The 23,044-nt window shown below is 52.2% G+C and carries 23 protein-coding genes; 13 read left to right on the top strand and 10 right to left on the bottom strand.

All coding sequences use genetic code 11. The features are described from left to right. The 5 genes from OGW13_RS01545 to OGW13_RS01525 form a co-directional block, all read left to right on the top strand. Positions 1 to 3,184, top strand: a 3,184-nt coding sequence (locus OGW13_RS01545) for an RHS repeat protein (RefSeq protein WP_287115501.1), incomplete at its 5' end; no start/stop codon positions are given. A gap of 62 nt (positions 3,185 to 3,246) precedes the next feature. After that, a complete protein-coding gene (locus OGW13_RS01540) occupies positions 3,247 to 3,705 on the top strand; it encodes a tetratricopeptide repeat protein (protein WP_287115500.1) in 459 nt (152 codons plus the stop codon). Beyond that, positions 3,645 to 4,214 (top strand): tetratricopeptide repeat protein, encoded by a 570-nt coding sequence (locus tag OGW13_RS01535; protein WP_353622470.1) that lies wholly within the window; start codon positions 3,645 to 3,647, stop codon positions 4,212 to 4,214. Before OGW13_RS01540 ends, OGW13_RS01535 begins: the two co-directional genes overlap by 61 nt. A gap of 140 nt (positions 4,215 to 4,354) precedes the next feature. Beyond that, the gene (locus OGW13_RS01530; RefSeq protein ID WP_287115498.1) at positions 4,355 to 4,810 is read left to right on the top strand and encodes a hypothetical protein; all 456 of its coding nucleotides are present in this window, start codon (positions 4,355 to 4,357) and stop codon (positions 4,808 to 4,810) included. Between the two features lie 4 nt (positions 4,811 to 4,814). Next, complete coding sequence (locus OGW13_RS01525; RefSeq protein WP_287115497.1) at positions 4,815 to 5,279, top strand: hypothetical protein; 465 nt, start codon at positions 4,815 to 4,817, stop codon at positions 5,277 to 5,279. Positions 5,280 to 5,362: 83 nt separating this feature from the next. Here OGW13_RS01525 and OGW13_RS01520 read toward each other — a convergent pair whose 3' ends face one another. The 4 genes from OGW13_RS01520 to xapA form a co-directional block, all read right to left on the bottom strand. Next, complete coding sequence (locus OGW13_RS01520) at positions 5,363 to 6,016, bottom strand: hypothetical protein (protein ID WP_225851823.1); 654 nt, start codon at positions 6,014 to 6,016, stop codon at positions 5,363 to 5,365. A 276-nt stretch (positions 6,017 to 6,292) separates the two neighbouring features. Beyond that, positions 6,293 to 7,177 carry a LysR family transcriptional regulator gene (locus tag OGW13_RS01515; RefSeq protein WP_061069805.1) on the bottom strand — a complete coding sequence of 295 codons (885 nt, stop codon included), beginning with the start codon at positions 7,175 to 7,177 and terminating at the stop codon, positions 6,293 to 6,295. Between the two features lie 98 nt (positions 7,178 to 7,275). Then, positions 7,276 to 8,532: a nucleoside permease gene (locus OGW13_RS01510; protein ID WP_042999917.1), complete on the bottom strand. Its 1,257-nt coding sequence runs from the start codon at positions 8,530 to 8,532 to the stop codon at positions 7,276 to 7,278. A 64-nt stretch (positions 8,533 to 8,596) separates the two neighbouring features. After that, the gene (gene xapA / locus OGW13_RS01505) at positions 8,597 to 9,430 is read right to left on the bottom strand and encodes a xanthosine phosphorylase (protein WP_061069804.1); all 834 of its coding nucleotides are present in this window, start codon (positions 9,428 to 9,430) and stop codon (positions 8,597 to 8,599) included. 236 nt (positions 9,431 to 9,666) lie between these two features. On the opposite strand from xapA, the gene OGW13_RS01500 reads away from it, so the two are divergent. Continuing rightward, positions 9,667 to 10,008: a FlxA-like family protein gene (locus tag OGW13_RS01500; RefSeq protein WP_287115496.1), complete on the top strand. Its 342-nt coding sequence runs from the start codon at positions 9,667 to 9,669 to the stop codon at positions 10,006 to 10,008. Here OGW13_RS01500 and OGW13_RS01495 read toward each other — a convergent pair. Next, entirely contained in the window at positions 9,999 to 10,925 is a 927-nt protein-coding gene (locus OGW13_RS01495) for a LysR family transcriptional regulator (protein ID WP_042999914.1), read from the bottom strand. The genes OGW13_RS01500 and OGW13_RS01495 overlap by 10 nt on opposite strands. An 89-nt stretch (positions 10,926 to 11,014) precedes the next feature. On the opposite strand from OGW13_RS01495, the gene OGW13_RS01490 reads away from it, so the two are divergent. Next, entirely contained in the window at positions 11,015 to 12,013 is a 999-nt protein-coding gene (locus OGW13_RS01490; RefSeq protein WP_287115495.1) for a bile acid:sodium symporter family protein, read from the top strand. Here the strand turns inward: OGW13_RS01490 and OGW13_RS01485 are convergent. The 3 genes from OGW13_RS01485 to zipA form a co-directional block, all read right to left on the bottom strand. Then, complete coding sequence (locus OGW13_RS01485; RefSeq protein ID WP_042317684.1) at positions 12,010 to 12,228, bottom strand: DUF3820 family protein; 219 nt, start codon at positions 12,226 to 12,228, stop codon at positions 12,010 to 12,012. The genes OGW13_RS01490 and OGW13_RS01485 overlap by 4 nt on opposite strands. Before the next feature lies 1 nt (position 12,229). Beyond that, the gene (ligA, locus tag OGW13_RS01480) at positions 12,230 to 14,245 is read right to left on the bottom strand and encodes an NAD-dependent DNA ligase LigA (RefSeq protein ID WP_287115494.1); all 2,016 of its coding nucleotides are present in this window, start codon (positions 14,243 to 14,245) and stop codon (positions 12,230 to 12,232) included. A gap of 72 nt (positions 14,246 to 14,317) precedes the next feature. Then, positions 14,318 to 15,355: a cell division protein ZipA gene (zipA, locus tag OGW13_RS01475; RefSeq protein WP_287115493.1), complete on the bottom strand. Its 1,038-nt coding sequence runs from the start codon at positions 15,353 to 15,355 to the stop codon at positions 14,318 to 14,320. 230 nt (positions 15,356 to 15,585) lie between these two features. On the opposite strand from zipA, the gene cysZ reads away from it, so the two are divergent. The 5 genes from cysZ (at position 15,586) to crr (ending at position 20,446) form a co-directional block, all read left to right on the top strand. Further along, positions 15,586 to 16,347 carry a sulfate transporter CysZ gene (gene cysZ / locus OGW13_RS01470; protein WP_044327908.1) on the top strand — a complete coding sequence of 254 codons (762 nt, stop codon included), beginning with the start codon at positions 15,586 to 15,588 and terminating at the stop codon, positions 16,345 to 16,347. 163 nt (positions 16,348 to 16,510) lie between these two features. Then, positions 16,511 to 17,482: a cysteine synthase A gene (gene cysK / locus OGW13_RS01465; RefSeq protein WP_042999909.1), complete on the top strand. Its 972-nt coding sequence runs from the start codon at positions 16,511 to 16,513 to the stop codon at positions 17,480 to 17,482. Positions 17,483 to 17,864: 382 nt separating this feature from the next. Beyond that, positions 17,865 to 18,122, top strand: a complete 258-nt coding sequence (gene ptsH / locus OGW13_RS01460) for a phosphocarrier protein Hpr (RefSeq protein ID WP_000487600.1) — start codon at positions 17,865 to 17,867, stop codon at positions 18,120 to 18,122. Between the two features lie 46 nt (positions 18,123 to 18,168). Continuing rightward, complete coding sequence (gene ptsI / locus OGW13_RS01455) at positions 18,169 to 19,896, top strand: phosphoenolpyruvate-protein phosphotransferase PtsI (RefSeq protein ID WP_042999907.1); 1,728 nt, start codon at positions 18,169 to 18,171, stop codon at positions 19,894 to 19,896. Positions 19,897 to 19,936: 40 nt separating this feature from the next. Then, the gene (gene crr / locus OGW13_RS01450) at positions 19,937 to 20,446 is read left to right on the top strand and encodes a PTS glucose transporter subunit IIA (RefSeq protein WP_000522253.1); all 510 of its coding nucleotides are present in this window, start codon (positions 19,937 to 19,939) and stop codon (positions 20,444 to 20,446) included. 106 nt (positions 20,447 to 20,552) lie between these two features. On the opposite strand, the gene OGW13_RS01445 is transcribed toward crr, so the two are convergent. Together OGW13_RS01445 and pdxK are read right to left on the bottom strand one after the other, a co-directional pair. Beyond that, on the bottom strand, positions 20,553 to 20,792 hold the full coding sequence (locus OGW13_RS01445; protein ID WP_042999906.1) for a hypothetical protein: 240 nt from the start codon (positions 20,790 to 20,792) through the stop codon (positions 20,553 to 20,555). Then, positions 20,789 to 21,655, bottom strand: coding sequence for a pyridoxine/pyridoxal/pyridoxamine kinase (gene pdxK, locus OGW13_RS01440; protein WP_044258381.1), 867 nt, complete (start codon positions 21,653 to 21,655; stop codon positions 20,789 to 20,791). The genes OGW13_RS01445 and pdxK overlap by 4 nt, the downstream gene beginning before the upstream one ends. 82 nt (positions 21,656 to 21,737) lie before the next feature. On the opposite strand from pdxK, the gene ptsJ reads away from it, so the two are divergent. Beyond that, entirely contained in the window at positions 21,738 to 23,033 is a 1,296-nt protein-coding gene (gene ptsJ, locus OGW13_RS01435; RefSeq protein WP_042999904.1) for a MocR-like B6 salvage transcription factor PtsJ, read from the top strand. The last annotated feature ends 11 nt before the right edge of the window (positions 23,034 to 23,044 follow it).

Here is a 23,044-nt window from a genome sequence, read left to right as displayed (position 1 = left end):
GCCGCTGGCGCGATACGACTATTCCCCGCGTGGCGAACTGGCAACGGTATACGACCGCAGCGGCACGGCAGTACGCCATTTTACGTATGACCCGCCGCATCCGGGACGCATGGTGGCACACCGTTATGCGGGCAGACCAGAGATACGCTATCGCTATGACATCGCCGGGCGGGTAACGGAACAGCGTAACCCGGAAGGCTTAAGCTATACCTACTCGTATGAACAGAACCGCGTCATTATCACCGACAGCCTGAACCGCCGGGAAGTGCTTTACACCGAAGGCGAAGGCGGGCTGAAGCGGGTAGTGAAACAGGAACGCTCCGATGGCAGCGCCATTCACAGTGAATACGACCCGGCAGGGAGACTTATTGCACAGACCGATGCGGCGGGCCGCAAGACGGAATACCGCCTGAGTCCCGGCTCCGGCCAGTTAAAAGAAATCGTCGCGCCAGACGGCAGGCGTACTGAATTTTATTACAACAGCCAGCGCCAGTTGACGGACACCGTATACCCGGACGGCCTGCAAAGCCGGCAGGAATACGACGTTCAGGGCAGACTCACCGCCGAAATCCTGCGCGACGGCAGCACCACCCGCTATGTGTATGCTGACCCGCACAGTGAATACCCGTCCGCCACCGAAGACGCCACCGGCAGCCGGAAACAGATGACGTGGAGCCGCTACGGGCAGTTGCTGAGCTTCACCGACTGCTCAGGCTACCAGACCCGTTACGAATATGACCGCTTCGGTCAGGTCACTGCCCTTCATCAGGAAGAAGGCCTCAGCCAGTACCGTGCTTACGATGACCGGGGCAGACTGGTCAGCCAGAAAAATGCACAGGGCCACGAAACCCGCTATGAGTACAGCATCGCGGGCGACCTGATGGCGGTCACTGGCCCGGACGGCGTACTCACGGAGACGCAGTATGATGCCGCAGGACATCCGGTGAGCACCATCACTGGCGGCCTGACACGCCGGGTAGAATACGATGCCGCAGGTCGTGTGACGCAACTGACCAACGAAAACGGCAGCCACACCACCTTCGCTTATGATGTGCTGGACAGGCTGGTGCAGGAAGCGGGCTTTGACGGCAGGACGCAGCGTTATCAGTACGGTATTACCGGGCAGCTTATCCGCAGTGAGGACGAAAGCCTTGTCACCCTCTGGCATTACGATGCGTCAGACCGGCTGACATACCGAACGGTGAATGACGAGGAGGCAGAGCGCTGGCAGTACAACGCGCGCGGCTGGCTGGCCGAAGTCAGCCATCTCAGCGACGGCCACCGCGTCGCCGTGCAGTATGAGTACGATAAACAGGGACGGATGAACCTTGAACGCCAGACGGTGCAGCATCCCGAAACGGGAGAGCTGCTGTGGCAGCACATCACCCGGCACGATTATACGAAGGGGCTGGCGACCCGGACTATCCCCGATAATCTGCCGCCGGTAGAATGGCTCACTTACGGCAGCGGTTATCTGACCGGCATGAAGCTCGGCGACACGCCGCTGGTTGAGTTTACCCGCGACCGCCTGCACCGGGAGAGACAGCGCCACTTCGGCGAATACGACCTGACCACGGCATACACCCCGGCCGGTCAGCTACAGCTCCATCATCTCAACATTCACCAGCTTAACCGTGACTACACCTGGAACAGCGGCGGACAGCTGGTCCGCATCCGCGGGCAGCATGAGCAGCGGGATTATCAGTACAGCGACGCCGGGAGGCTCCTCGGCACACACATTCAGTCGCCCCACCACGACCTGGCGCAGTGGACGTTCACCGACCCCGCGGGCAACCGGACAGCGCAACGGGATAGATACCCGATGCTGCCGGAACGCTTCCCGGATAACCGCATCACCCAGGATGTGGAGAATTTTTACCATTATGACGAACACGGCAGGCTGACAGAGAAAGACGAGCGCCGGATACGCCCGCACGGCAGCGTCGTGCATCATTACCGCTATGATAACCAGCACCGGCTGACGCACTACCGCCGGATGCAACAGGGCAACGTGCTGACGGAAAGCCGCTATCTTTACGACCCGCCGGGCCGCCGCGTCAGCAAACGGGTGTGGGCATGTACGGTATATCACGATGGCTCGTGTTCACAGCCGGCGCTGCAGGAAACCGTGTGGTACGCCTGGGATGGCAACCGGCTGACCACCACGCAGACGGACAAAACCCGCATCCAGACCGTGTACCTGCCTGGGAGCTTCACGCCGCTCATCCGTATTGAAACGGCTACCGGAGAACTGACCAGAGCCACCCGCCGCACGCTGGCGGAGAAATTTCAGCAGGAAGCAAACGTGACCTTCCCGCCGGAACTGGTGGCGATGGTGGATAATCTGGAAGCGGAACTACGGCGCGGGGAACTCAGCGAAGCCAGCCGGACGTGGCTGGCACAGTGCGGCCTGACGCCGGAACAGATGAAAAATCAGCTGGAACCGGAATACACGCCGGAACGTAAAATCCACCTGTACCACTGCGACCACCGGGGCCTGCCGCTGGCACTGATTGACGTTAACGGGGCCATTGCGTGGCGCGCAGAGTTTGATGAATGGGGGAATATCCTGCGGGAAGATAACCCGTATAACCTGGAACAGCTCATCCGTCTGCCGGGGCAGCAGTGGGATAAAGAGACCGGACTGTACTATAACCGGCACCGGTACTACGACCCAGCACAGGGAAGGTATATCACGCAGGATCCGATTGGGTTGGAAGGCGGGTGGAATCTGTATCAATATCCGTTAAATCCTGTCGCATATAGAGATCCTTTAGGTTTAAACGGGATAGGAGATTTTGGTAATGGGTTTAGCAATTATTGCCAGCAGGCAAGTTCAGCTGTAACCCATCTGTCACCGGGTGATGCAGCGGGAGTGATACATAACATGGAAACAATGCATAATGCCTACAATCCGCTATCTGAATATGTACTCGGGATATCAGAAGGTTCAGCCGTCATTGCTATGGCTGGTATGAGTTTCGGAGTGGCGACCGTAGCAGAAAAAGGTTCAGCATGTATCGAAAACGTGGCTAATTCTATGATAAAAGATGGTGAAAGAAATCCAAAGAATTTAGCGTGGATCTGCGGGAAAAGCATTATAAATAAAGGAAGCAGCAAGTTTCAAAATAAGGTATCAGATTATCTTATTGATACACTTTTATCCTATGAACAAAAACAATAGTCATTATTTATTATAATATAGTGAAAATTCATTCATCTTACTTATAAAGGTGTCACAGTAACATGAAAAAAAACAAATTGATAATAAAAATCACATTAACTCTAACATTCTTACTAATTATTTCTTGTTTTCATTACTTAAATAAAAACTTGAATCTAAAAGAAAGAAAAAGGGCGGTTGATATATCATATCTAACCAAGTTAGCAAAAAGTGGAAATATGGAGGCTCAAACAGATTTGGGAGTTGCTTATGGAAATGGTGATGGTATAAGTCAAAATTACGCAAAAGCGCTCTACTGGTATAATAAGGCGGCGATGCAAGGTTATGCACAGGCACAATTTAACCTTGGCCTTTACTATGAGAATGGTTGGGGCACTTTAAGTGATCCCCAACAAGCGATAAAGTGGTATAAAAAAGCAGCTGAGCAAGGCATGACAAAGGCCCAAGTGAATCTTGCACACTGTATCTCGCAAACCCCAACGTACAAAAAAATTATCCAGAAGCAAAAAAATGGCTATTAAAGGCTGCAGAAAAAAATGATACCAATGCAATGAACAACCTGGGGCAAATTTATGCTAACGGTTTAGGGGTTGAAAAAAATAATATTGATGCTGAGAAATGGTATCTTAAAGCTGTTGCTCTTGGTTCTATGAGTGCAAGAAATTCACTGGGGGCTTTTTATGGCAAAGGATTAGGACTCCATTCGAATGATCGGGATAAAGTTTTACCTCTGGTCGAAGCTTCAGCATGCCAGGGGTATGTCCAGGCACAGATTAATCTTGGGTCATTTTATACTGAAAATAATGGAGAAGCGCCGATAGATTATAAAAAAGCCTACGCATGGTATTATGTTGCGTATATTAATGGTTCTTTAAGTACTCAACATGAACTTGATTTTCTTACCAAAAAAATGAGTAATGAAGAACTCATCGAAGCAAAAAAAATGGCCGCAGGGTATAGCCAAAAATATCGTTCCTCTCCGATCGAGGATGATACCTATAAATCTCAAACAGAATGTAGATATCCTTAACAAGAGGGGGCATGGGGTCAGGCAATTAATTTTTCAAGAATGTCGAGTGGCGTTCAATATTATTATAATAGTGATGAGATTAAAGTCTGTTTCTACCTTGATGGGCAGATTCCGCTGCCAATGCCGCATCGGAAGGTCAAATGTCTTACGATAATTCTGCTGCTGCAATAGACGTAGCTAATGGGCCAACATATTTACCACCATCTTGTTCTCTTTCAGTTGATATTGGCGGTTCTTTGGATACATCTAGCGGAGGAAGTTTTGCTACTGAAATATCAATTGGGACAAATAATAGGGCATCAGGAAATAGTGACATTTGTGCGTACTATATTCTTTGTGAGCACAGCGGAGTAGGAATTGCTGGTGGGCTATCAATATCAGGGACTATTTCTGGTGGTGGTATATTTCCTGGAGAAACCAAGTCGAAAGGGATTATACATTCAGGAAGATTATTGGGTAAATTTTCTGGTTCAGGAACAAAGGATTCGGCTGGCAATTATTCAGGAGCACTCAGCGCTGGTCCTGGGTTAGGTTTTTTTGGTGGGGAGTTAACGTGTTCTCAAATTTCTCGATGCGTGACAGAATTGTTGGGGTAATTAAATGAAGAGCAAGAAATGCATATTGATTGCGGTAGCGTTCTTTTTTGCTGTACTTGTCGTATTTATAGGAAGACTTGTAACGCATTCTTTAATACAGAGTGATGCGGAAGTAAGAAACGAGGCTCAGCAAGAGGTTGTTTACATTCAAAGTTTATATAATAAAAATGATTTCTCTAATATGTATGCAAATGGAACTAATGATTTCCAGAAAATTACAAGCAAAGAAGTTTTTTTTATGTTAATGAGGAGAAAAAAAGAAATCTTAGGCGATTTCATAAAGTCTGATTTAATATCCAGTAATGTTATTAATGCTAATGTGGTGATGCTTACTTATCGCTCAACCTATACACATTATTCATTAGTAGAGGAGTTTACTCTAATGAGAAAGGATGATAGTGATAAATTGCGTTTAGGAACGTATTTTATTGATGACGGTGGCAAGCGTGGGAAAGTAATAAAACTATAAGGGTGTTTTTCGAACGTTTTGGTAAGGATGTATACGAGAAAGGTAATAACTCCAACAAAATGCCTATTAAATTGCCAGGATGATTACCTAGTTTGAATATGCATCCATAAAATAGATTGGTATTTATCCAATAACTCCTTTCTTATATTAAAATTAAATTGCTCATGTTTTTTATAGCTGCTTAATTTTTCATACTCCATAAAATCATGTTTCTTCAGCAACCAGTAATCAGCAATCATTGCCGCCTGTTGTTCCATAGAGTAAAAAATAAAATGAGGCTCACCAAGATGATATGAATCCCAGCGTGTTGATGCATAGGTATTATCATGAAAAGAAGAGTCATGCCGATAATATTGCCAGACAAAAGAAATGGCAAATATAAACAAATGAGGATATGTTACAGAATCATGGTAGTTTGTATAATCGGCTGAAAAATCAGATTTATACTCGTTTATACTCAAAAGAATCTCACCATTTCTGGTATTGGTTATTACTTTAGATTGATACCTTGAATGATTGCGGTCACAATATATTTTTACTCTGTCGTAGTTGATGATATTCTTAAATAGAGTTTGCGCCAGCTTTAACTCTCCGGGGGTTAACGATCTGAATAATACAGGATCAGCCCCAGAAGATAACCCTGGCTCTGTGAATAGTTCCTGACAGTCTCTCAGAATAGTGCCTTCATGATCAAAAGAAGCGTTCCTTAATATCCTTTCGCACATTACAACCTCCATTTATTTTACTTCAGCATACGCCCCGAACGGAAAAATTCAATAAAAAAGAACAAATTTAAATTTCACCTACCGCATATACATTGCTACATTTTCATTTACCGAAATTGTGAATAATCCTTGCGGAAATTGGTTCAGACATATATTCCCTGCGTAACCATCAACCGCATAGGATCATTTGGTGATGCTATACAATGATTGGTCTACGGCCAGACGTCCTGGCACCACAACGGGGATCGGTTCGGGTACGTTGAAGCAAAAAAGTACGCGATGTACCCGTTACGCCGTTAAGGCATTAATCATGTGTTCCAGTGCGGGTGTCGCCTGTTGCTGGTCATACACGATGTACAAATCAGCCGGAATACGCTCTTCTAATGGACGGAACACCACACCCGGCCAGTTCATCTGCGCGTAGCTGTCGGCAATCAGCGTAATGCCAATTCCCATACTGATCATCGCCAGTACCGTTTGCGGCTCCATCACTTCACGTATGATCATCGGAGAGAACCCCGCACTCTGGCAAACGCGTTGCAGGAATGCCCAGTCAGTGTGTATCGAAGGCATGGTGACGAAATATTCGTTACGCAGGGCTTCTAATGGTACGGTCTCCCGCACAGTCAGCGCATGCTCTTCTGGCATCGCCACCAGAAAAGAGGATTCATGCAATCGCAGGCTGGTAAACCCAGGCGCTGGCTCAACCGCCATTCGCCAGACACCGGCATCCAGTTCACGTCGCTCCAGCATGGCCATCTGCATCGCTGGCATATTTTCACGAAACAGCACCTCAACGTTAGGATTGTCCTTCAGGAATTGCCGCATTACCGGGCGCATTTTTCCCCACATCGCCGTGCCGATCACGCCCAGTTCGATCCGCCCTGCCTCACCGCGCCCGATCTGTTCGACGCGTGCTAACACCTGGCTGGCGCTGGAAAGCAGACGTCGTGACTCTTCCATCAGGATTTTCCCTGCATGGGTCAACGCTACGCTGCGCGAATGGCGGATAAACAGCAGCGTGCCGAGCTCCTGTTCCAGCTCTTTAATATGAATACTCAATGGAGGCTGCGACATATTCAGACGAGCGGCGGCGCGTCCAAAATGTAACTCTTCGGCGACAGCAAGAAAATAACGCAGTAACTTGAGATCGATACGAGGCGTGCGTTCCATGGGTAATGCGCTCCTGAGGAGAGGACTGATGCGCCAAATTACCACATTGCGTCGCAGAACAGGAACGACGGGCAACATATGCCCGCCGCAAAGGGGGATTAACGGGCCAGCGAGGGCTGTGCCTGCTTTTCAGGTTCATGCTTGTACTTAAAGCACAGCGCAAAAATCACCGCCAGCACCAGGGCATACGCCGCAAAGACCAGCCAGATAGTTTGCCAGTCCTTCACGCCATCCACTGAGAAGTAATCCACCGCCATACCGCTCAGGATGGAGCCAACCCACGCGCCGACGCCATTGACCATCGTCATAAACAGCCCCTGCGCACTGGCACGAATTTTCGAATCCACTTCCTGTTCAACGAAGACCGAGCCTGAAATGTTGAAGAAATCGAATGCGCAACCGTAGACGATCATCGACATCAGCAGCAGAACAAATCCGAGTGGAGACGGGTCGCCAAAGGCAAAGAAGCCAAAGCGCAATGTCCACGCCAACATGCTCATCAGCATGACCGTTTTGATGCCAAAGCGTTTGAGGAAGAACGGGATAGTCAGAATAAAGCCGACTTCCGCCATCTGCGAGACAGAGAGTAAGATGGACGGGTATTTCACCACAAAACTGTCGGCAAACTGCGGATCGCGGGCAAAGTCGTGCAGGAAGGGGTTACCAAAAACGTTGGTAATTTGCAGCACTGCACCCAGCATCATGGCAAACAGAAAGAAAATCGCCATCCGCGGATTTTTAAACAGCACAAACGCATCCAGCCCCAGCTTACTGGCAAACGACGCGCTCGCTTTCTTCTCGGCGACCGGAATTTTCGGCAGCGTGAGTGCGTAGGCAGCCAGTAGCAGCGATGCGCCAGACGCAATGTACAGTTGCGCATTGCTCAGCTCCAGGCCCATCAGGCTGACGGTCCACATCGCAACGATAAAACCAATCGTGCCAAAAACGCGAATAGGCGGAAATGCCGTCACCGGATCCTGCCCTGATTGCGCCAGACAGGAATATGAGACACTGTTGGAAAGCGAAATCGTCGGCATGAAGGCCATTGCGTTGATCAACATCACCCAGAACATGGTGTCCGGATCGGTCACCGTCGTCGCGTAGAGCAGCGCGCCCGCACAGAGCAGATGACAAAGCATATAAGCACGCTCTGCCCGCAGCCATTTGTCCGCAATAATCCCCATAATGCCGGGCATAATAATCGCCGCCAGCCCTTTTGAGCTGTACACCATACCCACGTTGGCACCGGTAAAATGAAGGGTGTTAATCATGTATGAACCCAGGGTGACCAGCCAGCTTCCCCAGATAAAATATTGCATAAACGACATGATCTTTAATCGGGACGCAATACCCATTTTTTTCTTCCTTGCCGTAGAGTACGAACCCCGCCTGCTGGCGGGGTCATTATTATTATCGGTTTCAGGCCAGTTTACGCAGGAACCCGCAAATCAGGTCGATAAAGTTCTGACGTGAAAGTTCAGCCGCCGCCAGGGTTTGCGCGTGCGAGAGTTTCACATCCCCCAGTCCTTCCGCCAGATTGGTGATCGCCGACACGGCAACCACTTTCAGTCCGCAGTGGCGGGCGGTGATAACTTCAGGTACCACCGACATCCCCACCACATCGCCGCCGATAATTTGCATCATGCGAATCTCTGCGGCCGTCTCAAAGTTAGGTCCCGGATAAGAAACAAATACGCCTTCACTCAGCGTAAAACCCTCGTCGGCAGCTACGGTCTGTAAAATCGCACGATAATCGGCATCATAGGCATTCGCCAGCGAGAAGAAACGCTCACCAAAGCGTTCATCGTTCGGCCCAACCATCGGCGTTCCTGGCATGGTGTTGATATGGTCACTCAGCGCCACCAGACTCCCTGGCCCCACTTCCGGACGCAGAGACCCCGCCGCATTGGTGCAGAACAGCAGTTCGCAACCCAGTAGCCTCATTGTGCGAATAGCGTCGGTCATCACGGTCATGCCGCGCCCCTCGTAGAAGTGCCCGCGTCCTTTCATACAGGCGACCGGAACCCCGGCCAGATGACCGAGCACTAACTCACCGGCATGCCCGTGAACGGTACTCACCGGGAACCCAGGCAGCTTCTCGTAAGAGATCGCCACCACATCTTCTATCTGCTCAGCCAGCGCGCCTAAACCCGATCCAAGGATAAAAGCGACGCGCGGCGTGAAGTCAGGTTTATAGCCGCGGATAATATCAGCGCTGTTCCAGGGATTCTGGGAAAAGTGGGAGTCAGTCATGAGATGTCCTTATAATCAGCTAGTCACTCATTGAGTGAGGGAGGTAATGGTTATAGCGAGAGTACGCAATCGATTACCAATACAGTTTTCCCGGATGATCGATAGCAAATGTATATCAATCCTGGGCCCGGCAAGCGCGTATGAAGGCTAATTGTCCCTGCCAGAAATAGGAGGATGCACTGAAGGTCTGTCTTTCTATGCCGATATCGTAGGTTTAATGGCAAAAGGAAACCACGATGACCACCATCAACGTCTCAACCCCTTCCGTTCAAAGCGGCGGGAGTAGCGTAAAAACCGCTTCAGGTAACAGTACCGCCGCGCAGATCGCCCAGATTGTGGAGAAAATCACCCAACTGACGCAGAAGCTCAAAGAGGTGCCGGATAGCACTGGCAGCGCGGAAGAGAAGAAAAAACAACAAGAAATGCTCCAGACACAGATCAAAGTGTTGCAGGCACAACTGGCGCAGTTACAGCACCAGCAGGCCGAAGAAGCTCAGCAAAAGCAGGAACAAGCCCAGGTAAACGCGCAAGGCGTTAATCATCCTTCCGACGACCATCAGATTGATGTTTATATCTGATAAAGCGGATCCTGCGCACGTAAATTTGTTAATGCATTCGCCTGGGTGCGAACGACCTCCCACAGCGCCTGGGCGGCTGTCGACAGCGAGCGATTCTTGCGACGCGCCAGCATCAGTTGCCGCTCCACCACCGGCGTCAGTCGCTTCACCTGCAAGTGGCTCCCCTGCGGCAGCGGTAACGCCAGCGCAGGCAAAATGCTAATACCTATTCCTGCTTCTACCATCGGAAACAGCGTCGCCGGATGACCAATCTCCTGCACAATATTGGCCTCTATCGCAAAGTGCGCAAGCGCCGCGTCAATGAGCGGCCGGCTACCCGATGCATAATCCTGTAAGACCAGCCGTTCCTCCCGGAGATCCTGCCAGTTTACCCATTCCCGTGTCGCCAGCGGGTGTGACTCATGGCAAAGCAGGAGAAAAGGCTCGGAGAGCACAGCTTCACATTGCAGATCGCTCACCGCCCCCGGATCAATCACAATACCAAAATCCACTTCTCCCTGGCGGATACTCTCCAGTACCCACTGCTGCGGTCGATCGTGCAGGACAAAATCGATCGCCGGATAGCGCAAGTTACTTTGCGCAATGCACTGCGGAATGAGATGGGCGGAGATCGTCTGGCTTGCCGCCACGCGGACCGTCCCGGTGAGTTGCGTGCCCACCCTACCCGCTTCACGCAGCGTGATGTGTAGCTCATCCAGCAGTCGCTCCAGACGACCCGCCAGTTGTTGACCGGCGTCCGTCAGCACCACTTCTCGCGTCGTGCGATCCAGCAGTTTAACGCCCGTCTGGCGCTCTAGTTCTTTAATACTGTGGCTCACTGCCGACTGACTCAGGCCAATGCACTCGCCTGCACGGCTAAAACTTTTTTCCTGGGCTACAGTGACAAACACCCGAAGTTGACGCAGTGAATAATTCATCGATTCGATTCATATATAGATGCAATAAATCAATTTTATTTCTCAAAATGAAAAACGCAAAATAAGGACACCGAATTCCTGGAGTATTTATGAATATTTTTCGTATCCTCGATCCGTTTACGCTGACCCTGATTACGGTCGTCCTGCTGGCCTCATTTTTCCCCGCTGAGGGAGATTTTGTGCCTGTTGTTGAAGGCATCACCACCGCGGCCATCGCGCTCCTGTTCTTTATGCACGGAGCAAAGCTTTCGCGCGAAGCCATTATCGCGGGCGGCAGTCACTGGCGGTTACACCTGTGGGTGATGTGTAGCACCTTCATTCTGTTCCCGGTGCTCGGCGTATTGTTTGCCTGGTGGGCGCCGGTCAACGTTGATCCGATGCTGTACACCGGCTTTCTGTATCTGTGCATTTTGCCCGCTACGGTACAGTCGGCGATTGCCTTTACGTCGCTGGCGGGAGGAAACGTTGCGGCGGCGGTCTGCTCAGCCTCAGCCTCCAGCCTGCTGGGGATTTTCCTCTCCCCGCTGTTGGTTAGTCTGGTGATGAATATTCATGGCGCAGAAGGCAGTCTGGAGCAGGTCGGGAAAATCATGCTGCAACTGCTGTTGCCGTTTGTGCTCGGACACCTTTCCCGCCCGTGGATCGGCAAGTGGGTCGCACGAAATAAAAAATGGATTGCGAAGACCGATCAAACGTCAATTTTGCTGGTGGTTTATTCCGCCTTCAGCGAAGCCGTCGTGAACGGGATCTGGCACAAAGTGGGCTGGGGATCGCTGCTGTTTATCGTCGTGGTCAGCATCGTGTTGCTCGCCATCGTGATTGCTGTAAACATCGTTGTGGCGCGCAAATGCGGCTTCAACAAAGCCGACGAAATCACGATTGTTTTCTGCGGGTCGAAAAAGAGTCTGGCAAACGGCGTCCCCATGGCCAACATCCTTTTCCCGACGTCCGTCATTGGGATGATGGTGCTGCCGCTGATGATCTTCCACCAGATTCAGTTGATGGTCTGTGCGGTACTGGCTCGCCGCTATAAGCGCCAGACCGAACAGTTACAGGAGCAGCAGGACAGCCGCGCCGCCAAAGTTTAAAGCGGGCGCTTCAGGGGCTGAACCAGCTGGCTCAGCCCTTCGGTTTTGATTAGCAGCGTAATTTGCATCAGCTCGCCCAGTTTACCCGCCGGAAACTCATCCTTGCGGGCAAACCACAGCAGATACTCTTCTGGCACATCGATCAGCCGACGCCCTTTATATTTACCAAACGGCATCACCGTGTTGGCAATCTCAACGAGCTGCTCTTTCTCCATCTCAGACACCCAGCAGGCGGAGCATTTCCGCTTCGTCAATCACTGCAATCCCCAGCTCCTGCGCTTTTGCCAGTTTGGACCCGGCCGCTTCGCCAGCAATAACCAGATCGGTCTTCTTCGAGACGCTGCCCGCCACTTTCGCACCGAGCTCCACCAGCCGCGCTTTAGCATCATCGCGCGACATCTGGCTCAGGCTTCCCGTCAGCACTACCGTTTTCCCGGCAAATGGACTGTCAATCTCTTCCGCATTGATCACTACCGGTGCAGGCCAGTGAATGCCTTCCGCCAGCAGTTGCCCGATGACTTCGCGATTGCTCTCTTCAGCAAAGAAATTGAACACATGGGTGGAGACCACAATGCCCACATCGGGGACTTTTTGCAGCTCGTCAATAGACGCCACTTCCAGCGCTTCCAGAGTACCGAAGTAAGCGGCCAGACCAGCGGCCGTGGCCTCTCCAACTTCCCGGATACCGAGTGCATACAGGAAACGGGCAAAGGTGGTCGATTTCGATTTTTCCAGCGCATCCACCACGTTTTGCGCCGACTTCGGCCCCATTCGGTCGAGACCGGTCAGTTTCCCGGCTGTCAGCCGAAACAGGTCCGCCGGCGTGTGGACATACTCTTTCTCGACCAGTTGGTCGATAATTTTGTCGCCCATCCCGTCCACGTCCATCGCACGACGAGACACAAAATGCTTAAGAGACTCTTTACGCTGCGCGCCGCAAATCAGACCGCCGGTACAGCGAGCAACCGCTTCACCTTCCACGCGCTCAACGTCTGAACCGCATACCGGGCAATGCGTCGGAAATGCTACCGGACGCGTGTCGTCCGGACGCTCGGAAAGCACCACGTTGACCACCTGCGGAATAACATCGCCAGCACGGCGAATTACCACCTTATCGCCAATGCGCAGGCCAAGACGTTCGATTTCATCGGCATTATGCAGCGTGGCGTTACTCACCAGCACACCCGCGACCTGTACCGGTTCAAGACGCGCAACGGGAGTAATTGCTCCGGTGCGTCCGACCTGGAACTCCACGTCACGAACAAAGGTCATCTGTTCCTGCGCCGGGAATTTAAAGGCCACCGCCCAGCGCGGCGCACGTGCGACGAAACCCAGTTGCTCCTGTAGCGCCATCGAGTTGACCTTAATCACCACCCCATCGATGTCGAAACCCAGCGTCGGACGGTCCTCTTCCACCTTGTGGTAAAACGCCAGCACCGCTTCCGGCGAGTCGCACAGCGTCACGCGATCGCTGACCGGCAACCCCCATGCTTTGAATTGCAGCAGACGCCCCAGATGAGTATCAGGCAGTTCGCCGCCTTCCAGCACGCCAACGCCATAGCAGAAGAAAGTGAGTGGTCGCTTCGCGGTGATACGCGGATCGAGCTGGCGCAGCGAGCCCGCTGCCGCATTTCGCGGGTTAGCAAACAGCTTTCCGCCCGTGCGGCGAGCATCTTCATTGATCTTTTCAAAACCCGCCTGCGGCAGGAAAACTTCGCCTCGCACTTCCAGACGCGTCGGAATGTTATCGCCGTGGAGTTTCAGCGGAATGGCGCGAATAGTCCGCACGTTTGAGGTAATGTCCTCACCGGTCGTACCATCACCGCGAGTTGCGGCACTCACCAGCACCCCGTTTTCATAGAGAATGCTGACCGCCAGACCGTCCAGTTTCAGCTCACAGCACCAGGTCAGCTTGTCACTGCTCTTAAGACGGTCCTGCACGCGCTTGTTAAACGCCAGGAAACTCTCCTCATCAAAGACGTTGTCCAGCGACAACATCGGCACTTCATGACGAATCTGGCTGAAAGACGCCAGCGGCGCAGCGCCCACGCGCTGGGTCGGAGAGTCCGGAGTAATCAGCTCCGGGTGTTGCGCTTCCAGTTCACGCAGCTCGCGCATCAGGCGGTCATATTCTGCATCGGGGATTTCCGGCGCATCCATCACATGGTAAAGATACTCATGATGGCGAAGCGTGGTTCGCAGTTCGGTCAGTTGTTGTTCGATTGATTCCATATCGCACCATCAATGATAAAAAACCCCCGACAGGCGGGGGTTCAGAAAGGAAGTTGTCGTGCCTTGAGTGTATCAGGCGTTCGCGTCTTTCACTTCGCGGATACGGTCCTGATACTCGCGCAATTTTTGCGGCGTCATCATCCGACGCTGATCGTCGAGCACCACACCACCGACTTCATCGGCAATATGCTGTGCGGATTGCAGCATCAGTTTGAAGTTCTGCAGTTCATCGCCGTAAGACGGCACCTGCATAAAGATGGTCACGCCCGGCGTGGTGAAGTCGACCATTTCTGGATCAAACGTACCCGGGTTAACCATATTCGCCAGGCTGAATAACGCCGGGCCGCTGCCATCCGGACTCAGATGACGATGGAAAATATTCATGTCGCCAAACTTGAATCCGGCCTGCTGAATGCTGTTGAGCAGCACTTCACCGTTAAGCTCGCTGCCATGATGGGCGGCGACGTTCATGATGATCACCGCTTCTTTACGCTGAGGCTTTTCCGGGGCTGGTGCTTCTTCAACGACGGGCTCAGGCTGTGGCTCGACCACGGGTTCTGCAGGCTGGAAAGCCTGTGGCGACGGCTGCGGTGCAGTCGGCTGAACGGGCTGAATCTGCGGCGCGGCGGGCTGTTGTTGAACCGGCTGCGGCTGATGCACTGGTTGCGGTGGCGCAGGCTGATGCACTGGCTGCGGCTGAGCGGATTGCTGCGGCGCAGGCTGTGGCTGGTGTACCGGCTGCTGCGGCGGACGCTGGGCATGCTGCGGCTGTACCGGCACTTCAGACGATGGCTGAACCGGCTGACGCGGTTGTGCCGACGCATAAGGCGGCTGGTACTGGTGTTGCGGCGACTGACGAGGAGCTTCATGCTCCTGCGGGTTGCCAGGGGCATGATTCACGCGGTGAACACGAACTTCACCCACGCCTTCGTCTGCTTCGACATCATCGTCATACGAGTCGTCGTCGCGTTTTGATTTCATGCGTTTCAGTGGACGATCGCGGAACATAGAAGATCGTTCTTTACGGCTGGTCCAGAAACCATGTACCAGTAAAGCGATTATGGCGATCGCGCCAACAATGATTAATATCAGACGCAAATCCTGCATCATTATATTCTCTGTTGTTCTAACACCTTGCCACCACGGCAAACATTTACTCACTAAGAGTATTTGCCGATTACGTCAAGTGCAAGTGTACTCTTAGCTTTCACAGCATAAAGATGAACGAAATCGTGCTTTTTGCTGTTTTTTCGAACATTTCCGAACTGTTCTGTGTGCGATAACCCGGTAAGATACCCGTGTTCGCTTAGGACTTATACGAAAAGGAGCATGTCCTGACTATGGTGTCATCATCTGTCACTGCGCCACGCAGCGGTTTTTACTACTTTGCTCAGGGATGGAAACTGGTTTCGCAACCAGGGATCCGTCGCTATGTCATTTTACCGCTACTGGTCAACATCCTGCTAATGGGCAGTGCGTTCTGGTGGCTGTTCACACAGCTGGATGTCTGGATCCCGTCGCTTATGAGTCACGTCCCGGACTGGCTGCAATGGCTGAGCTATCTGCTGTGGCCTGTCGCGGTCATCTCTGTGCTGCTGGTGTTTGGCTATTTTTTCTCGACCCTGGCCAACTGGATTGCCGCGCCGTTTAACGGGCTGCTGGCGGAGCAACTGGAAGCGCGACTCACCGGCGCAACGCCGCCGGACACGGGCATTCTGGGGATCATGAAAGATGTGCCGCGGATTATGAAACGCGAATGGCAAAAGCTGGCCTGGTATCTGCCACGCGCCATCGTACTGCTGATCCTTTACTTTATTCCCGGCATCGGGCAAACCGTCGCCCCCGTACTGTGGTTCCTGTTCAGCGCCTGGATGCTGGCCATTCAGTATTGCGATTACCCTTTTGACAACCATAAAGTGCCGTTTAAAGAGATGCGCACTGCTCTGCGCAGCCGTAAGGTCACCAATATGCAGTTTGGTGCGCTCACCAGCCTGTTTACCCTGATCCCGGTTCTTAATCTCTTCATCATGCCAGTGGCAGTCTGTGGCGCCACGGCGATGTGGGTGGATTGCTATCGTGCTAAGCACGCGTTATGGAAATAACGAAAGTTTGTGTAAATAAGAGGTTGTTTATAACGCCTCTTATTCCATACTGATACCCATTATTTCTTCATAGCATATAGATATGCGAAATCCTTACTTCCCCATATTCGTTTGAAGGGTATGCTGGGAAGGTATCCCAATTTCATACAGTTAAGGACAGGCCATGAGTAAGATTTTTGAAGACAACTCGCTGACTATCGGTCATACGCCGCTGGTTCGACTGAACCGTATCGGTAACGGACGCATTCTGGCGAAGGTGGAATCACGTAACCCGAGCTTCAGCGTGAAATGCCGTATCGGTGCCAATATGATTTGGGATGCTGAAAAACGCGGCGTGCTGAAACCGGGCGTCGAGCTGGTTGAACCCACCAGCGGCAACACGGGTATCGCGCTGGCCTATGTCGCGGCGGCACGTGGTTACAAACTGACGCTGACCATGCCGGAAACCATGAGTATCGAACGTCGTAAACTGCTGAAAGCGCTGGGTGCCAACCTGGTGCTGACCGAAGGTGCAAAAGGCATGAAAGGCGCCATTCAGAAAGCAGAAGAGATTGTCGCCAGCGATCCGGCGAAATATCTGTTGCTTCAGCAGTTCAGCAACCCGGCAAACCCAGAAATCCACGAAAAAACCACCGGTCCGGAAATCTGGGAAGATACCGACGGCCAGGTTGACGTTTTCATCTCCGGCGTGGGGACTGGCGGGACGCTAACCGGCGTCACCCGCTATATTAAAGGCACCAAAGGCAAAACCGACCTGATTACCGTTGCCGTTGAGCCAACGGATTCCCCGGTCATCGCTCAGGCGCTGGCAGGCGAAGAGCTGAAGCCAGGTCCGCACAAAATTCAGGGTATCGGCGCCGGTTTCATTCCGGGTAACCTGGATCTGAAACTGATCGACAAAGTGGTCGCCATCACCAACGAAGAGGCGATCTCCACCGCCCGCCGCCTAATGGAAGAGGAAGGCATTCTTGCCGGTATCTCCTCCGGAGCCGCAGTGGCTGCCGCGCTTAAGCTTCAGGAAGATGAAACCTTTACCAATAAGAATATTGTGGTTATCCTACCGTCATCGGGTGAGCGTTATTTGAGCACTGCACTGTTTGCCGATCTCTTCACAGAGAAAGAATTGCAACAGTAATGCCAGCATGTTAAAAACGCGTAAAAAAGCACCTTTTCAGGTGCTTTTTTGTGGCCTGCTTCAAACTTTCACCCCACCTGCCATTGCTTCACCCCGCCAGGTCTGGTATTTAACCTGATTAATTATTTTGAAGCGCGAAATTAATCGTTACAGGAAAACTGCTAGCTGAATCGATTTTATGATTTGGTTCAAGTATTGATTTAGCGGCATAATGTTTAATGACGAGCGAAACGTCAGCGGCCAGAGGTTGACAGCAACGGATGGCGTAAAACACCTGGTGTGTCGCGCCCGTTTACGCCGGCGCTAACAATACAGGCTAAAGTCAAACCGCCAGGCTAGACTTTAGTTCCACAACACTAAACCTATAAGTTGGGGAAATACAATGTTCCAGCAAGAAGTTACCATTACCGCTCCGAACGGTCTGCACACCCGCCCTGCTGCTCAGTTTGTTAAAGAAGCGAAAGGCTTCACTTCTGAGATTACTGTGACTTCCAACGGCAAAAGCGCCAGCGCGAAAAGCCTGTTTAAACTGCAAACTCTGGGTCTGACTCAGGGTACCGTCGTGACCATCTCTGCAGAAGGTGAAGACGAGCAGAAAGCCGTAGAACATCTGGTCAAGCTGATGGCGGAACTGGAATAAGTTTTTCCGGGTTCTTTTAAAAATCAGTCACAAGTAAGGTAGGGTTATGATTTCAGGCATTTTAGCATCCCCGGGTATCGCTTTCGGCAAAGCACTTTTGCTGAAAGAAGACGAAATCGTCATTGACCGGAAAAAAATTTCTGCCGACAAGGTTGATCAGGAAGTTGAACGTTTTCTGAGCGGTCGTGCCAAGGCATCTGCACAGTTAGAAGCGATCAAAACGAAAGCTGGTGAAACGTTCGGTGAAGAAAAAGAAGCCATTTTCGAAGGGCATATTATGCTGCTCGAAGATGAGGAGCTGGAGCAGGAAATCATAGCCCTGATTAAAGATAAACACATGACGGCTGACGCAGCTGCGCATGAAGTTATCGAAGGTCAGGCCACTGCCCTGGAAGAACTGGATGATGAATACCTGAAAGAACGTGCGGCTGACGTACGTGACATCGGTAAGCGCCTGCTGCGCAACATCCTCGGGCTGGCAATTATTGACCTGAGCGCAATTCAGGATGAAGTCATCCTGGTTGCTGCTGACCTGACCCCGTCAGAAACCGCACAGCTGAACCTGAAAAAGGTGCTGGGTTTCATTACCGACGTGGGCGGCCGCACTTCCCACACCTCTATCATGGCGCGTTCTCTGGAACTGCCAGCCATCGTGGGTACCGGTAGCGTCACCTCTCAGGTGAAAAACGACGATTATCTGATTCTGGATGCCGTAAACAACCAGGTTTACGTCAACCCGACCAACGAAGAAATTGAAAAACTGCGCGCCGTTCAGGAGCAAGTTGCCACTGAAAAAGCGGAACTGGCTAAACTGAAAGATCTGCCTGCCATCACCCTGGATGGCCATCAGGTTGAAGTGTGCGCCAACATCGGTACCGTGCGTGACGTCGAAGGCGCAGAGCGCAACGGTGCGGAAGGTGTGGGTCTGTACCGTACTGAATTCCTGTTTATGGATCGCGACGCGCTGCCGACTGAAGAAGAACAGTTTGCAGCTTACAAAGCCGTGGCTGAAGCGTGTGGCTCTCAGGCGGTGATCGTGCGTACCATGGACATCGGCGGCGACAAAGAGCTGCCGTACATGAACTTCCCGAAAGAAGAAAACCCGTTCCTGGGCTGGCGTGCTGTGCGTATCGCGATGGATCGTAAAGAGATCCTGCGCGATCAGGTTCGCGCTATCCTGCGCGCGTCTGCTTTCGGCAAACTGCGCATTATGTTCCCGATGATCATCTCTGTTGAAGAAGTTCGCGCACTGCGTAAAGAGATCGAAATCTACAAACAGGAACTGCGTGACGAAGGTAAAGCTTTTGACGAGACCATTGAGATTGGCGTGATGGTGGAAACACCGGCTGCGGCAACGATTGCTCGTCATTTAGCCAAAGAAGTTGATTTCTTTAGTATCGGCACCAATGATTTAACGCAGTACACTCTGGCAGTTGACCGTGGTAATGATATGATTTCACATCTCTACCAGCCAATGTCGCCATCTGTCCTCACATTGATCAAGCAAGTTATTGATGCTTCTCATGCTGAAGGTAAATGGACTGGCATGTGTGGTGAGCTTGCAGGCGACGAACGTGCTACACTTCTGTTGCTGGGGATGGGTCTGGACGAATTCTCTATGAGCGCCATTTCTATCCCGCGCATTAAGAAGATTATCCGTAACACGAACTTCGAAGATGCGAAGGTGTTAGCAGAGCAGGCTCTTGCTCAACCGACAACGGACGAGTTAATGACGCTGGTTAACAAGTTCATTGAAGAAAAAACAATCTGCTAATCCACGAGATGCGGCCCAATTTACTGCTTAGGAGAAGATCATGGGTTTGTTCGATAAACTGAAGTCTCTGGTTTCTGATGATAAGAAAGACACCGGAACTATTGAGATTGTTGCACCGCTCTCTGGCGAGATCGTCAACATCGAAGACGTACCGGATGTCGTTTTTGCTGAAAAAATCGTGGGTGATGGCATCGCTATCAAACCAACCGGTAATAAGATGGTTGCACCGGTTGACGGTACCATCGGCAAAATCTTTGAGACCAACCATGCGTTCTCTATCGAATCCGATAGCGGTATCGAACTGTTTGTTCACTTCGGTATCGACACCGTTGAGCTGAAAGGCGAAGGCTTCAAGCGTATCGCTGAAGAAGGACAGCGTGTGAAAGTGGGTGACCCGGTAATTGAATTCGATCTGCCGCTGCTGGAAGAAAAAGCCAAGTCAACCCTGACTCCGGTTGTTATCTCCAACATGGACGAAATCAAAGAACTGATCAAACTGTCCGGTAGCGTGACTGTGGGTGAAACCCCGGTTATCCGCATCAAGAAATAATTCTTGCCGCAGAGAAAAATGGCGCCTTCTGGCGCCATTTTTTTATCTACCGGATGGCAAAACCCGCCTGATGGCGCATACGCCGCCATCCGGCATCAGTTCGCGGTTACAATGGTGAGGTCACCGGGCGATAACACTTTTCACGCATCAGGATTTTCATCCCTTCCGGCCCGCTCTCCAGCATCCGCTTTTCTGAATCAGAAACCAACAGTTCGCATTGATAGCCGCCCGTGATGCCAAACATCGCGCGCGCCACGCAGATATCTTCCAGCGCATTCAGCCCGCTGGTTTCAAAATGTCCCACGATACGTCCCTGCTGACGAACCACTAACCGATAACTCTTCATCGCGCCTCCCCTGCCGGAGGCAGTATAAGTTCGTCACATCCGCATTGCTGCGTCCAGGTCATCACCGCCAGTACGCGTTCCGCGGCCTGTTGCGTTGCCTGCGTCAACGATTTCCCCAACACAATGCCGCTAATCAACTCGGCACAGAACAGATCGCCGGTCCCTTTCAGATCGGTTTCTACCCGCGGGTGCTCAATCACATCCAGCGTTTGGGCCGTGACCACCGCCACATTGATGGTTTCACTGTCCTGTCCTGGCGCGCTGGTGATGACAATCCACTTCAGCGTGTCGGTCAGCAGCGATCTCGCCGCGATAACAGCCTCCTCCAGGGTGCGGCACGGCATATCGCTGAGCATCTCCAGTTCGAAGACATTCGGCGTCAGCCCCTGCGCCAGCGGCAGCAGGTGATGTCGATAGGCATCCGGTATCTCGGCTTTCACATACATTCCGCTGTCGGTATCGCCAATCACCGGATCGACCAGAACAGGAATGTCAGGATGCGTTTGACGAACGTTTTGCAACCATTGCGCCAGCAGCACGATTTGTTCTGCGCTGCCCATATAACCGGTGGTCACAGCCTTTAACTCGCGCAGCGCATCACGCTCGCTTAACGCCAGCAAATAACCGCGGAACCAGTCGGCCGGAATAACGCCCCCGTAGAACGTGTCATAGTGCGGAGTATTACTGAACAGGACGGTAGGCACCGCCGTCACCCGCAAACCCTTTGCTTTGATGGCTGGCACAGCGATGCTATTGCCGACGCTGCCATACACCACCTGTGACTGAACGGCGACAATATCGGTCTGCAACGCCCGATGCTTATCGTCGAAGAGCACTGACTGAATATCACTCTCCTGCTCCATTAACTTCTCCTCTCACTGGACAGCGGGCGGGTGCCTCACTATTATCGTCATATGCTAAAATTCATTTTGTCATAGGTCAATAATGATCGACGGAAAAACCGCCAGCGAAATCTTTGACAGTATACGGCAACACGTCACCAGCGGCGTGTTGTCTGCAGGTGAAACATTGCCGCCGGTACGGGAACTGGCTGCGCAACTCAATGTAAATCGCAATACTGTTGCAGCGGCTTACAAACGCCTGGTGACATCCGGACTGGCGCAAAGTCGTGGCCGCAATGGCACCGTTATTAAAAGCGCCTCGACGCCCATCGCACGCGAAGGCGGCGACCCCCACACGCCGCTTCACGATCTCTCCAGCGGAAATCCTGACCCGACTCGCCTGCCGGACCTGAGCCGTTACTTTGCAAAATGTCATCACGACCACCGCCTGTACGGTGACACGCCGGTTTCCCCGGAGCTAAAGCGCTGGGCCACGCAGTGGATGCAGGATGCCGTTCCCGCTGCGGGTGAAATTGATATCACCAGCGGCGCAATTGACGCCATTGAACGCCTGCTGAGCGCCCATCTGCTGCCCGGCGATAGCGTGGTGGTTGAAGACCCTTGCTTTTTAAGCAGTATCAATATGCTGCGATACGCCGGATTCAGCGCCAGCCCGGTGCGCGTCGACAGTGAAGGGATGCGACCAGAGGGGCTCGAACAGGCGCTGAGTAAAGGCGCCCGGGCAGTGATCGTTACACCTCGGGCGCACAACCCGACGGGATGCAGTTTAAGCGCCGCACGCGCTGGCGCATTACAGGCCATCCTCGCACGATACCCACAGGTACTGGTGATTGTTGACGACCACTTTGCCCTGCTTTCCGCCTGCGCGTGGCATCCGGTGATTGCGGCAGAAACACTCCACTGGTCGATCGTTCGCTCAATGTCGAAAACGCTGGGGCCAGACCTGCGTCTTGCCATTGTCGCCAGCGATCCCGCGACGTCAGCAAAATTACGCCTGCGTCTAAACGCCGGCAGTCAGTGGGTCAGCCACATTTTGCAGGATCTGGTTTACACCTGTCTGGCAGACCCCGTCTGGCAGCAAACGCTCGCCGAATCCCGCCAGTTTTACGCCGATCAGCAGCGCAAACTGGCGCAGGCACTGCACGCACAAGGCATCAACAATATTTTCCCCGGCGATGGTCTGAACCTGTGGCTACCCCTTGCCGAAGCCAGCCAAAACGTTGCATTCGCGCTGGCGAAATCCGGTTGGCTGGTGCGTGAAGGCGACGCTTTCGGCGTTAACACGCCCGCACAGGGTCTGCGTATCACCCTTTCCACACTCAATGACAACGACATCAACCGCCTGGCCGGCCATCTTCATCAGGCGCTGAGCCAATAACAGGAGAGTAT

The sequence above is a fragment of the Citrobacter sp. Ca225 genome (genome assembly GCF_030337175.1).
GTDB lineage: Bacteria > Pseudomonadota > Gammaproteobacteria > Enterobacterales > Enterobacteriaceae > Citrobacter_A > Citrobacter_A amalonaticus.
The sequence above is the reverse complement of the archived record's forward strand: the minus strand, read 5'-3'. Positions and strand labels throughout refer to the sequence as shown.